14 protein-coding genes are annotated in these 14,055 nt (G+C 34.1%); 12 read left to right on the forward strand and 2 right to left on the reverse strand.

Going from position 1 to position 14,055, the window contains the following annotated elements; translation table 11 throughout:
- Positions 1-490 precede the first annotated feature (490 nt).
- Positions 491-1,099, reverse strand: a complete 609-nt coding sequence (locus DNK85_RS04470) for a recombinase family protein (protein WP_119328374.1) — start codon at positions 1,097-1,099, stop codon at positions 491-493.
- Between the two features lie 525 nt (positions 1,100-1,624).
- Positions 1,625-1,834: a hypothetical protein gene (locus DNK85_RS04475; protein WP_119328375.1), complete on the reverse strand. Its 210-nt coding sequence runs from the start codon at positions 1,832-1,834 to the stop codon at positions 1,625-1,627.
- A gap of 129 nt (positions 1,835-1,963) precedes the next feature.
- Between DNK85_RS04475 and DNK85_RS04480 the strand changes: the two genes are divergently transcribed.
- The 12 genes from DNK85_RS04480 to DNK85_RS04535 all read left to right on the forward strand — a co-directional run bounded on the left by DNK85_RS04480 (position 1,964) and on the right by DNK85_RS04535 (position 14,041).
- A complete protein-coding gene (locus DNK85_RS04480) occupies positions 1,964-2,917 on the forward strand; it encodes a ParA family protein (RefSeq protein WP_119328376.1) in 954 nt (317 codons plus the stop codon).
- A gap of 15 nt (positions 2,918-2,932) precedes the next feature.
- On the forward strand, positions 2,933-4,339 hold the full coding sequence (locus DNK85_RS04485; RefSeq protein ID WP_119328377.1) for a hypothetical protein: 1,407 nt from the start codon (positions 2,933-2,935) through the stop codon (positions 4,337-4,339).
- 93 nt (positions 4,340-4,432) lie between these two features.
- Positions 4,433-4,648, forward strand: coding sequence for a hypothetical protein (locus tag DNK85_RS04490; protein ID WP_119328378.1), 216 nt, complete (start codon positions 4,433-4,435; stop codon positions 4,646-4,648).
- Positions 4,648-6,120, forward strand: a complete 1,473-nt coding sequence (locus DNK85_RS04495; protein ID WP_119328379.1) for a P-loop NTPase — start codon at positions 4,648-4,650, stop codon at positions 6,118-6,120. Before DNK85_RS04490 ends, DNK85_RS04495 begins: the two co-directional genes overlap by 1 nt.
- Entirely contained in the window at positions 6,110-6,886 is a 777-nt protein-coding gene (locus DNK85_RS04500) for a DUF2786 domain-containing protein (RefSeq protein ID WP_119328380.1), read from the forward strand. Before DNK85_RS04495 ends, DNK85_RS04500 begins: the two co-directional genes overlap by 11 nt.
- On the forward strand, positions 6,883-8,250 hold the full coding sequence (gene dnaB / locus DNK85_RS04505; protein ID WP_119328381.1) for a replicative DNA helicase: 1,368 nt from the start codon (positions 6,883-6,885) through the stop codon (positions 8,248-8,250). The genes DNK85_RS04500 and dnaB overlap by 4 nt, the downstream gene beginning before the upstream one ends.
- Before the next feature lie 18 nt (positions 8,251-8,268).
- Positions 8,269-8,544 (forward strand): hypothetical protein, encoded by a 276-nt coding sequence (locus tag DNK85_RS04510; protein WP_119328382.1) that lies wholly within the window; start codon positions 8,269-8,271, stop codon positions 8,542-8,544.
- Between the two features lie 107 nt (positions 8,545-8,651).
- The gene (locus DNK85_RS04515) at positions 8,652-9,125 is read left to right on the forward strand and encodes a hypothetical protein (protein ID WP_119328383.1); all 474 of its coding nucleotides are present in this window, start codon (positions 8,652-8,654) and stop codon (positions 9,123-9,125) included.
- A 231-nt stretch (positions 9,126-9,356) separates the two neighbouring features.
- Positions 9,357-9,707, forward strand: coding sequence for a helix-turn-helix transcriptional regulator (locus DNK85_RS04520; RefSeq protein WP_119328384.1), 351 nt, complete (start codon positions 9,357-9,359; stop codon positions 9,705-9,707).
- 101 nt (positions 9,708-9,808) lie between these two features.
- Positions 9,809-10,216, forward strand: coding sequence for a hypothetical protein (locus tag DNK85_RS04525; protein ID WP_119328385.1), 408 nt, complete (start codon positions 9,809-9,811; stop codon positions 10,214-10,216).
- Positions 10,217-10,319: 103 nt separating this feature from the next.
- Positions 10,320-11,657, forward strand: coding sequence for an ATP-binding protein (locus DNK85_RS04530; protein ID WP_119328386.1), 1,338 nt, complete (start codon positions 10,320-10,322; stop codon positions 11,655-11,657).
- Positions 11,654-14,041, forward strand: coding sequence for a tetratricopeptide repeat protein (locus tag DNK85_RS04535; RefSeq protein ID WP_119328387.1), 2,388 nt, complete (start codon positions 11,654-11,656; stop codon positions 14,039-14,041). Before DNK85_RS04530 ends, DNK85_RS04535 begins: the two co-directional genes overlap by 4 nt.
- Positions 14,042-14,055: the final 14 nt, after the last annotated feature.

Raw genomic sequence — 14,055 nt, forward strand, 5'->3', positions numbered from 1 at the left:
TAACTTAACCATGTACTATGCTCAATATATGCTTCTTTTTGCCATACTGCCATTTCAGCATCATCAGCGTCAGCGTAACTCCACCCATACCAAACAAATACTTGCTTTGCTTAGTAGAGTTAACTGAGATCCACTTCTTAATGTTTGAAAACATGATACTTTGCTTAAATTATAATATTAAGTTAAGAACCAGCTATACGCTCAATTTAAAATGTAGTCAATGAGTCAAGTGTTTGAATTTGTAACCTATTGTATTTACAAGTCTATATTCTTAATATATCCAGCCAACAAAGAGCTTTAAATCTTCTCCTTAAAGACACCCTAACTTAATATCAAGAAGCTATTGATATATTTGTTAAATTCAAGTTGGTATTTACTTTGATTGTCACTTGATGTGCAACATTATAAATTTCAATCAAACATCATGTCTTCAATATTTTATATACACTATCCCAGCAAATTCCTAACTCACTGACGATTTTTGTAACACCTATGCCTTGCTTAAATCCTTAACATTCAACAAATAATCATACGCTCCTTTCATGATTGTATAATAAGTACGCCTTGAAATTTTAAACTCGCTTATTGTATCAGACACGGCTATGCCATTATCCTTATTCTCTTTAACACCAATCACGATATCAGCAGTCACCTTAAAGGGTCTGCCAAACTTGACCCCTTTTTGTTGTGCTTTTTTAATACCATCAATTTGCCTTTCCTTGCGTAAGTCATTTTCAAATTCGGCAAAAGATGACACCATATTAAAAGTAAGCTTGCCTAATGCTGCGGTTGTGTCAATTTTTTGATCTAACACAACTAAATTGACATTTTTCTCTTTCAGTTTTTGTACAATTGTATTCAAATGTAGAACTGACCTTGCCATACGGTCTAGTTTAGTAATCACCAAAGTATCACCTTTGCGTACATAATGTAGACACTCAATTAATTGAGGTCTATTTTGCTCAAGTCCACTGACTTTTTCAGAATAGATAAAATGACAACCTGCTTTTCTGAGTTTATCCGTCTGAACATCTAAAGATTGACCACTTGAAGACACTCTCGCATAACCAACTTTTTGACTTGGGTGTTGTTCACTCATTTTGTGCAATATTATTTTGAGTCTTATTGCAGTTAATTATATACTACTTTTTTACACTACTCAAATCCGCATAGATACATTCATGGAAAATAGCGCAATAATGTATACTTTTTTGCATTCATTGAAATTGGAAGATTTTTTACAGAATTATTAGTATTGTTTATAATTAGCTTGATTGCACTCTACTTGTTAGCGCGAAATAATCTCAAATATCCACCTTTTGCAGCAATGCTATAAAAAAGAATATTTCTTCAACAAAAATGTTGTCACACATAACAACAACTGATATTATTTCCAAGAGTTGTTGGCTATCTTGTCTACCCCGACACAAGATGGCGCTGAAATTCCTCCACCTTCCCTAGAAAATGGATTTAACACATCGGCACGGACGACAACTCATCAAGTTTGAACATCTTCCGATTGGAAATAAGAAAATCATAAACCGATGTTGCATTTGAATCAAGTTCTTTTTAGAAATTTTTTAAAAAATATAGGAGTGAGCATGAATTAATGTTGTATCAATCGTTATTGGTTATGCACACCCTTTTCATCAATACTATCAATCCTTCGCACCAATTCCTTAACGGCAATTCTGACTATTGCTGTATTACCTGATTGTTTTGCTTGTCGATAGCATCTTGCTATTACTTCAATCAAACCAGTATCAGATAAAATTTGTTCGCTGCCTACACGATCGAGCAACAATTGGTAATCACGCTCACGTTTTGTTTTCATTCTTTGGGTGCGTTTCAAAATAAAATAGGTTTATGAAAAAAATTATTTATTTTTGATATCAACAACCTTTACAAACAAAAAAACATGGTTTATGATTTTGTAAAATGGAATTGTAATTTGTAAACTGAGATGAGTATAGAAGCCAAAATATCAATATCAGAAATAGCCGATTTTTTAAATGTAACTAATCAGGCAGTACACAAACGAGTTAAAAGCAAAGGAATAGAGCCTAACAAAACTCAAAATAAACATTATTTTACACATGATAAAATCCGAAAGCTATTAGAGCCTAAGTGCAATCAATTTGTATTATCAACTGCTGTGGTTAAAGGTGGTGTTGGTAAGACAACCATAGCTGAATCTATAGCTATAAGAATGTCACTGTATGGTTTAAAAGTTTTAGTTATTGATTTAGACCAACAGGCAAACTTAACTAAAGGTTTTCAAGTTGATGAAATAGCTAGAACTACTCCAGTAATGATAGATGTAATATCAAAAGCAGCAGAGCCTCAAGATTCAATTGTTACTGTCACTGATGGTATTGATATGATTCCTAGTAGATTAGATAATGTGACGCTTGATAGCTACATGATGATTAACCGTATAAATCCTATTAACGTATTTAAAAGGCTATATGGAAATCTACTAACAAAATATGATGTTATTATTTTTGATTGTCCACCAACACTTGGAACTCTAGTTTGCTCTGCAATGTCTTTTTCTGATCTAGTAATAGCCCCTTTAAATCCTGATATTTATTCTTACGAGGGAATAGAAATAATGGAAAAAGAAGTTAATGAGATAAAAACTGAGTTCGCCATTGATATAAGTTGGAGAATACTTCTCAATAAATTTGATTCTCGCACAATCTTATCAACTGATTATATTACTCAATTAATCAAGGATAAAAAATACTCACAAAAACTTTTAAAAAGTGTTATCAGAACAAGTCAGGAGTTTCCTAATACTAAAAATAAAGGTAAATCACTTTTTGATAATTTCAGAAAATCTACAGCAAAAGAAGACATTGATTGTTTGGTTAAAGAATTAATGAACGATTATATAAAAGTATCATTTTCTTAATTAAAGGTATGAGCAATGGCTACGATAAACGACCTATTAAACAGAAAGAAATTTGAGCCTAAGAAATCTAGGTCTTGGGACTACTTGAAAGAGATTGAGGAAACTCAAAACAATTCGGAAACAATTAGTAAATCATTGGGAAACAATAACAACACTATTGGTAAACAAAAGGAAAACAATTCGGAAACAATTAGTAAATCATTGGGAAACAATAACAACACTATTGGTAAACAAAAGGAAAACAATTCGGAAACAATTAGTAAATCATTGGGAAACAATAACAACACTATTGGTAAACAAAACATTGATAAACTTGACTCTAATTTTAGTGTTACTGAAGCAAAGTCTGCAATTACAAACTTGTCAGGGATACAGAAAAAAATCTTTAAATTTATTGTTTCTGAATTAAATTCAAACCTTGAAACTGATATTATTACCTCCAAAAAATTGCTAGAAATAGCTGAATGTAATGCTGATACTTTAAAGGTTTTAATAGGTAGACTGTATAAAAAAGGGTTGATACTTAAATCACACTACAAAACTGGAAAGGGAGGCTTTAGAAAATTTAAATTATCTAAAGTTATTTTAAAAGCTTTTGAAGAGTCTGAACAAATTTCTGAATCTTATTTTAGTAAACAGCATGAAAATAAAACCCCTATATATAATAGTAATACTACTAATACTATAAACAAATATAGTAACGACACCAAAGAACAAAAATCAACCACACCACAAAACGATCAATTAATCAAACTCATCAAACAGCAAAATGATAAAATAGCCGAACTCCAAAAACAATTTTTACAACAGACTCCACAAGTCCAACCTGAAACAAAAACCGTCACTGTGACAGAAGCAACCGAAACCACCACCTCTGAATCAGACAATGACAACTGGACTGATCTTGATTTTTCATCATTAACTGAATTTGGCTTCAACAAGCGACACGTTACCCAAATCAAAAACTTTAATAAAAGCTTAGACGTTGATAACCAATTAACTGTCGATAGCGTTCAAGAATCTATTGAGCATTATGCGTGGGCTTTACAAAATCGTTTAGATGAAATGGCAAGCTATGCCCCCGCTAATAATCGTTTACGTGGATTGATAGGGGTGCTTAAAAAGGGTGGTAACTGGACGGAAGCTAATTACAAATCACCTGAAGATTTAGCGTTTGAAGCGTCATTGAAAGCAAAAGAAGAACGCTTACTTAAACTTAAAGAGCAAAAAGAGCGTGTATTTAACCTTGAGTTTGAACTTTGGTGTGAATCTTTAACTGCAACTGAACTTACCGATATTGAAGAAAAAGGTGAGCTTCAAGGCAAGATGCCACCCTCAGCTTTCAAAAATAAGGGTGACAACAAGCACTATGTAGCCGCGCTCAAAACGTACTTTAAAAACAACGTCTACGGAGGACTATAGTATGACAAATATGACATTAAATCAAACGAATGCATTCATTGATTCAAAGCTAGTAATCTCAAAGGATAATCAATTCATTAAGGACATAATCGCATGACTATTGAAGAATTTAATAAGCAAGGATGGACAGCGGGTATGACATGTATACATACATGTACTAAAACAGGTAACAAGCATACGTATAGCATTGCCACTGTAACCTTTTCTGAAGCCTTGGTTGGGTTATGTGATCCAAATGTAGATGAATGCAAACCTGAAGATATTCATTGGGTGCGATGTGAGAATATTGAATTAGTTAAGGAAAATTAATGAAATCAATCGTAATTTATTCAGCAAAGGGTGGTGTTGGTAAAACAACAACGACCGTTAATTTAGCTAAAAAATTAGTCTCTGAGGGCAAAAAAGTATTTATCATTGATGCCGATGTTAATACGCCAAGCACTCATGTGCTATTAGGTGACGATGCTTTGGTTAATGATCAGCTTATGTTTGCGTCAATTGGACTTAATCAAGCTAATACTATTTTTATTCAACAAAAAGAATTAAAGCAGTTTTTCAAAAGTACGATTGCTCAAGTTTATAAATTTGAACCGGATGTTGTGCTGATTGATACACCACCATCAATTTCAGAAATTCATAACGAGTTATTAGCGCAATTTGATATTAGTGGTATGTTTTTTGTCACTCAAGCAAATGCGTTAAGTTTTTCCGATATTAAGCGAGCAATTCCTTTTTTTTATGTCCGCAACATTCGTATTGCGGGCGTGATTCTTAATATGGTTGGGTTACATAAAGGTGAAATAGATATCTCAGATAAACTTGAAGGCTTTGATGTTTTGTCACGCATACCATTTGTTAATGATTTGCAATTCAATTTAAACGATTATGATAATGTTTTTAATGTTATCAATCAGTTAGCTTCAGCATCATATTATTTTGATGAGATGAGTTATCTTGACGTGAGTGATGATGAGATTATTGAGAATGAATTAGATAGACTGTTTGCGCGTTATAATGCTTATTATGAGGATTTTAAAGTTAAGGCGCATATATTTCTAAACAAATGGGCGTTGTACTTGGAAAAATGTGTTGAAGAAGCCACGTGTAAGAACGATAGCGAAAGATATAGTGACATGGTATACAAATTTCATGATCGCCAGAATGACTGGTTTGATCGTTTAGTCGCAAAATACATTGATAAGGCGATGAAGGTTTATGATATCGAAAAACCACATCGATTCTATAATTTACAAACATGGGACTATATCAAAGATAATTTTTTGCGTCGGCAAATGGATACCCTTTTAAATCCCGTATTAATACGCCAACAAAATCTGTCAACTCAACACATCAAAAGGTTGCTCGAAGCCGAATACGATGAAGATAAGCAAGCCACGTTTATGGTTTTGCATAATCACGCTTTTGCAAAATCATCAATGAACAATATTACTGAAAAAAATGACACTGCAAAAATAGAGAAAAAAGGAAAAATAGAAAAAGTACAGTTATTTGCAGGAGAAATAATAACAGCTCGATTGATTTTAAACAGTAAAACGTATTATGGCGTACCAAGAGTCTCAATTGAGATAGATGACGAAGAAATTATTTTATTTGCAAATGAAGTTATGCCCATTTACTCAAAACAGTTTAGTGAGTTAATTAACTCTGGTATGTATATCAAAGTCAATGATAATCGATATATCCCTATTGAAAGTGAATTAACCACACCGAATAAAAAACAAATAGCTGCATATCATAAGGTTACAAAAAATGTCGCATAAGCTAGATAAGGTAAACAAATTATACAAACAAAAAGACAAAATCAGAAAATTGCTTGAATTATCGTTATCAGATAATGAAAACGAAGCCAGTATTGCTTTAAAACAAGCGATGTCATTGATGAATGCACACAACATCACCAAAGATGAAGTGTATGAGCAAAATATGGCAAATAAAGTGATTACGACACCTTACTATCGTATTCCAGATTGGTATGTAACGTTACATAATACGATGGCAAAGGTATCAGGCTGCTTTTGTGTGTATTGCAACGGTGATTCTTATGATGATACCTTTGGCTATATTCAAATCACAGGGCGACAACGTGACGCTGATAATGCAGAATACTTAATTGTTTTTTTAAGTCGAGAGATTGAAAAAAGTGTCAATCAATATAAAGCCCAGTTGAAAAAAAGAAACGTTAAAACGCAAATTGCATCACGAGTAAAAGCCTATCGTATGGGTTTTATCAGCAGAATCTATAACAAGATGTATGAATGTCAAAACCAGTTTTTCAGTCGTGCCAATACTGAAAACGAAACAAATCAATCAAAAGGCAGTGAGATTATTTGTATTGATATAGCATCAAGAATTGATGATGCTAGAACTTACTATACCGATGTTTTAGGTAAAGCTTTTTATAAGGCATCAAGTCAGGCAAGGTATTTAAACAACTCAATGAATGACGGTTCAAAGGCAGCCGAAGACTTATCAATTAATCAGGCAGTGAATCAGCAAGAATCAATTAAGGGGTTGGGTATATTATGATGGAAACCAACCCAGTTAATGCGAATAAGCTTAATAATGACAGCTCATTATCAGCCGAAAGATCAGTCATTGGCTCATTGATCTTAGATAATGATGTTTATGACCGTATTAGTGATATATTAACACCACAGGATTTTTTCACCCCTGAGAATAAACTTATTTATCAGCATATCCAAAAGCTTGCCAATGATGGTAAAGCCTATGATTTAGTGACACTTTTTGATTCATTGGCAAGTGAAGACTTGGGAGAATTAGCAGGGGGGTTGCATTATTTAGCCCAAATCGCCAAAGATACGCCCACTACTGTTAATGCGAAAGCCTACGCTGAGATTGTCCGAAACAAAGCCATTAAACGTAAACTGTCCAAAGCATTGCTTGAAGCAAATGAGATGTTACAGGGGCAAGGCTTATCTGAGGAAGATGTTTTAGATAAAGTCGAACAAGCCGTTTTAACGGTACGCCAAGATATAGACAGTGGTGATAATGATTTTATTTCAGCTAAGGCAGTCATTCCGCAAATCATTGATTACCTTGATGCGCTTGCTGATAATGATGGTTTAGCAGGGTTGCCAACAGGGTTTATTGACTTAGATAAGAAGCTGTGTGGTTTACGTGAAGAACAGTTAATCATTGTTGCAGGTCGTCCTGCAATGGGTAAAACAACATTTGCCATGAATATAGCAGAAGCGGTACTCACACAAACAGACAAATCAGTGTTAGTGTTTTCGATGGAGATGTCAGCTAAGGATATTATGATGCGTATGGCATCCTCTTTAGGCTTGCTACCATTTTCAAGAATACGATCAGCTCAACTAGAAGATGATGACTGGGCAAAGCTTACCTTAGCATTTAGTAAAGTGGACAATATGAAATTATCGATTGTTGATAAAGCAGCGTTGACACCGATAGAGGTTAAGCATAAAGCGCGTAAATTCAAACGTGAACATTCTGATTTAGGGCTGATTGTGATTGATTACTTGCAACTTATGCAAAGCCCTGCGTATCAAAATAATAGAAACCTTGAAATATCCAACATATCAGGACAGTTAAAAGCGTTAGCCAAAGAGTTAAAAGTCCCCGTGATTGCATTATCTCAATTGAACCGTGGTGTTGAAGATAGACACAACAAAAAACCAATGATGCGTGACTTAAGGGACTCAGGGAGCATTGAACAAGATGCTGATGTGATTATGTTTATCCATCGTGAGGAAGTGTACAAACCTGATGACCATGATGTAAAAGGTTTGGCAGATATTGTGATTGGCAAGCAAAGAAATGGCGAAATAGGCGATATTGGATTAATTTTCAGGGGTGAGTTTTGTAAGTTTGCCAATAAGGAACATAGGGTTTACGATAACATATAAAACATAAGGAAAATAACGATGATTGAATATCTTTTAAAATTGGATGATCAAAAAGCACCAAGTAAAAGGCTTGCTAAAATTAAAGATGGTCATTTTTGTGTTAGCTACAAAGTAGGTCGTAGAACAGAAACCTATGATATAGCGCTTGAGCGATGTCCAGATCATGCTGAAACAGTTAAATGGGCATGGCACTTGTTGGGCAAGGAAACAATGACTAAAGAAGCGGTGGCAGATTTTTTACTGGTAGCGTTTAATCATAATCAAAAGGTGATGCTAGGGATGGTGGATGATTAGTAAGCCAATAAGTAAGCACATTTATAGTGGTGAATATATTAAGAAATGAGAAATTATAATTGTCGTCAATATGGTGACATTAGCAATAACTTAAGAGGTTGTTAATCATGGCAAAAATATCACCTGAACAGGTTTTCACTAAAAATGATCTGCATCGTTACAGCACCTGCTGTAAGTTTTATCCCAAGGTGATGCAATTTTTTGGCTTTGATGTGCATGTGCAATGTTTTGTGAAAGATAATAAGACACCTAATTACTTTTACTTAGAAATCAAAGGTTTTGATTTTGAGGTTAAATTATTTTCGTCTTTAAGCTTGATGGATTTTTACGGCAAACTGGTGCTGTTGAATGATGTTAAAGATTACATGACGAATAACAATTGCACCTTGACGGAAGCGATACGTTACTTGTTGGATAACAATGTCAGATTTTATGTTATTGAACAAGATATAGATGATATGATCGGTCTTAAAGCGATTGATGAGCTTGAATTTGTTGAGATCAGTGATACTGATGTTGACAATAATTGCTTTGATCATCAGGGATGGTCAAGGGCTAATGACAATAAAACAGTGCATTGATGGCTAAGCAATGAAATTAGCGGTTGTTTGAGATGTTGGGTTAAAAAATGGAAAAAGCAAAAATAAAGGTAAAAGAGCAAAAAAAGGAGTATGGTGCCAAAAATGATGAGAAAGTAAACAAAGAAAACAAAGCAAGCAATAGCAATAAATAACAAGGTAAAAAAGCGTATCGCCAAGGTGCTACCAACACCCTGACGATACTAACCACAACTAACTTACTAGGAGAAAGTTATGGCTAAGTTCAAGTCTAACGTTAAAAGTAATAATATCAATCCTATTCGCGTGTGTGATTTATCGATTGTGCCGTTGAATCAACTACAGACGCTCTCAGAAAGAGGATATTGTGTGGTGATGATTAAGCAGGGTAAGGATAGTTTATGTCCTGAGTTGACTACTAAAGAAAAAGAATGTTTAGGTTTTTTGATTCGTGGTTTACCTGCTAAAGCAATTGCACAAGACACAGGTGTTGATGAACGCGTCATCAGATCAATGTTAGTTAGAATACGCAAAAAATTTAATGTTGATACTAACCATGCTTTAGTCAGTAAAGTATATCAGATGGGTATTGATGGAGCCTTGTAATGTCAAAACACACCAAACAATGGTCTTTTTCACCTTTTGCTATTTTGATTGATGATGCGCAAACTAGGTATTAGGTTTCATCGTAGCATAGGGATATTAAGATGGCAGACAATATAGCAAGTATCAAAAAAGCGGACACTAAAAACGGCGACTCACCGCTTGAACGTTTTAAAGTGTATTTATCTGAGCAATTGCAAAATAAAGAAGCGGTGATTCTCTCTGAGTATTATGCGTTTGCTACTACTAAGCGTTTTGTGGATACAGGACTTATTGGTCTTATTCAGGAAGTCACCGCGGGCTTGCTGCCGATTTATATTGCGCTTGATATTTTGCAGTTTTCACACATCAAAGAAAAACTTGAAACGCAAGGGGTGTCTTCTTTTATTATTTTTGAGGACAAAGCGAATATAAAGCAGGATCAATTGGCGAGTGAAAAGCTGATTGATTTTGACTGGCAGCCAGAAAATATATATGAGTGTGTAAAAGTCATAAGCAAAATGAAAGTTTAGATTGATCTTAGAGTAAGAGTTTTGTAGAGTTGTAAACAACTAATTTGTAGTGAATAAAAACTGCATCTAGAGATCAGTTGGATAACATTTTAATCAGTGATTTATGTTGAGGAATGTAAAGCTATTTCGCGATAAAAGGTATATACCAGATAACAAATTGTTACTGTATTTATGTGCTGTTTTCCTAGCCATCTCAGCTTACATAGACTTGTGGAGTTTGTATAAGCAAAAAAAATATGGGTTTATCCAACAACAAGCAACAATAGATGAACATTTACAGCATCTTCAGATAGGTTATATTCATCTGATTGATCAATTAAACAAAGCAATTGCACCGAATAAAAATCATTCTGAGCAAGCGATATTGCAAAGCATCAGAAAATATTATGCGATTTTAGAAAAAACAACACATTCTGAATGGGTCAATATTGCATGGTATGACGAAAATAATGCCATGTTTATTAATCAGCTTGGTATTGCTCATTATCCTAATAAAAGTGAGCATAATAACCTTTTTAGCTACTGTAAACCTTTAGTTTATTCAGATAATACCGTCAACGGTAGAGTGTGTATTGAGTTTAGTTTCAACGCATTAGAAAGTTACCTTTCAGAATTATTATCTGAAGATGTATTGTTATTTGAAAATGACGCTGTGGTTTCAAACCATCAAAATAAAAAAGTTTTTATGATACAGTTTTTTAACACGCCAGCTTGGGTGTTACTGCCTAATCAATCAATATTTTCGCAATTTAATATCGAAAAATATATTTATTTTCTAATGGGAAGTAGTATCGTAGTGCTTATAATCAGAAGACATAAACGTCAGTTAATACGTCAAGATAGAGAGCGTCAGCAGATGATTGAAGCATTGGCAAATGAAAAAAGCGTATATAGCCATTTGTTACAATATCACCATGGTGCCAATCCCTATGATTTGATTCAGCGAGAGATGCTTGATTTGTGGGTTAATGCCTTTGATTGGGAAATACGTGCTTTGAATATAAATATTGTTATTTCTATTAATGAAGCGGTTTACCAACATCCAATTAATATTTTTGCATTGCAAACGTTACTGTTGCATTTTATAGGCAATGCAATTTCTAATCTACAGAGAGAAGGTGAAATTAGTATTCAGCTTCATGTTGAAGATGAGCATTGGATTCATTGTGTTTATTCAGATAATGGCTATGTGTTAGACGAAGAAAATTCATCTGATGCTAACGAAGAGAAGCAATCAGATAGTTTGCAGCGTCATGATCAGTGTTTTCAACTGACTCATGAACAGCTCATTCGCTTTATAGAAAGACATCATATTGACATTGTTACCGAGGTATCAAAGTATCAAGGAAAACAGATACTGATGAAGTTTCCTCTGGATCAAACGCCTAAAGAAGATAAAGAATATAATGTTGTGACGATGTTTGATATGGAAGAGTTATGAAGATGCTACAAAAAGTGCCAATGACAATATTGTTACTCTTTAAAACGTTTTCGATCTGTTTTGCAGATATGGCGTTGATGGTAAACATTCCAATGGCGAATCATTTATTTGTTGGTCGTGATGATTACTTAACAAACATGCACAATGACTTATTACGTAACAAAATGATTACACTACATGGTTCTGGTGGTGTTGGTAAAACACAAATTGCAAAGCAATATACCTACAAGCATCATAATGATTATGATATTGTGTGGTGGATTAAATCAAAAGAAGATTTAACAAAACAGATTGAGTTGATGATAGATAAGTGGAATACGTCAGCTTTTAGCCGTTCCATTGAAAGTAAAATTACACTCAGCAAGCAAATTGAAGTTGATTTAAAACATCTTCAAGAAGTTATTCAATCATCTGATTATAACTGGCTGATTGTGTTGGATGATTATGATAAAAACCTGACTGTATTAGAAAAATTTGTGGCACAGGTTAATAAAATGGCTCAAGTGAAGCTTATTTTGACCAATCGTGATGGAGCTATAACTTTAGGTGGTCGTACAATGAACGTTAAGCAATTCACCCGAGAAGAATCGCTGGATTATTTAAAGCAATTTTCTAATCGAGAGAACAAAGAAGATGTCACCAGTCATGAGATTTTAGCGGAGTTACTCGGTGATTATCCGTTGTCAATCGCTTCTGCTTTTGCCTACATAGAGACCTTACCAATCACGGTAAAAGATTATATTGAGTTATATGAGGGACATGCTGCGAATATTAAGAAAGTAGAGAGCCACGTTGTATCACGTCTTGGCAAAGGTTATGTTGACCGTTACGGAATGACATTACAGAAAGTCGTTAATATGTCGTTAGAAAAAATCAGCACAGATTACCCATTGGCAATTGAAATCTTAAAAGTTATCACACTGATTGACAATAAAAGTATCCCTGAAGATTTACTGTTGAGCTATTTATCTGTTGATAAGATAAAATATAGTGAAGCAATACATGTTTTGATGACATATGCTTTAATTGAGTATTCGGATAGTAAAGCATCGTTTAGATGTCATGATGAGCTGCATAAGGCATTTAGTTTTTATTTTGAGGATACTCAATTAGAAAAAGTATTGCCTAAGCTGATTATTAGCATGAACGCATTGCTTCCAGAAGATATTTTTTATCTGAATGGATTCATTGCTAAACAGAGAAGTTTTATTCAGCACATTGAAAAGTTATATAGCTATGCACAACAGTTTGGTTTTGCCGATAATGCATTGATTCGATTAAAAACGAAACAATTGGAATTTGTACTCACCAACCAGCGGGATAAAGCATCAGCGCACAAGGTAATCAATGAAATCAGTGAGCTAATGGTTCAACTGGAAGGTAAGAAGGGGAAAAAAGAGAAAGTAGATGGTTGGGTTAAGGCAAGGTTTTTATTGATGCAAAGCACCTATACAGACTGGATGTTAGCAGATTATAAGCGCTCGACACAACAGGTTAAAGAGGCTGAATATATTATTGAACGAATTCATTCACCATCGATTAATAGAGAAAAATTAATGTTGGCAACCCGACTTTCTCAAGTGTATGCCTATCAAGGTGACTACAAAAAAGCATTGATGTATTTTGCTCAGGGTGAAGAGATTATTACGCAAGATAAGTCAGCAAATTTTGCTTTTTCAACAATTTTAATGGCTTCAAAATCCATTGCTTATTATCATCAGGGAGATTTTAAAAAGGCAGCAGAGATTGAAAAAGAGGCAACAGCAGCAGCGTCCACTAATGACAGTAATAACATGGTCTATCAAAAAGGCAATGTGTTTGCGATTCCTTTGTTGCTGGATAAATATCGTATGATGATTAAAGCAAAGGAATCACTGCGTGAAAACTTAGAACATTTAACTGAAATGGAGCAAGATATTCTCGCATTTTATGGCGAGCATAATTATTTTCTGAATAAATTGTATTTTGCCAAGGCGGATTGTCTTTTTGCACTGAGTGAATTTGATTTAGCAAACGCCTATATAGACAAAGTGTTACCATATATTCAAGGGGATGATATATCGAATGCTAAAATTAATCCTATGATTGTGATACAGGCAATTAAACTCAAAGGTGATATACTGAGAAGCTTAGGCACTCCTGTTGAAGCAGAGTCTTATTATCTCTACGCAGAGCGCATAGCAGATAAATACTTTACGTATAAAGCAGTGCAGGATATAAGTGATTTGTATGTTAGCATAGTCATGAACAGGTTAGATCGTCATGATATTCATGGTGCTTTAATTTATAAAAATAGGCACGATAAATTGTTTGGCAAGCAGCATGCTGGTTATTATAAAATCACCTTGTATTTAAAGGAGAAGAGTACCTATCAGCAAGAATAGTAATTACCTCACCT

It is taken from the genome of Cysteiniphilum halobium (assembly GCF_003574425.1).
GTDB classification, from domain to species: domain Bacteria; phylum Pseudomonadota; class Gammaproteobacteria; order Francisellales; family Francisellaceae; genus Caedibacter; species Caedibacter halobius.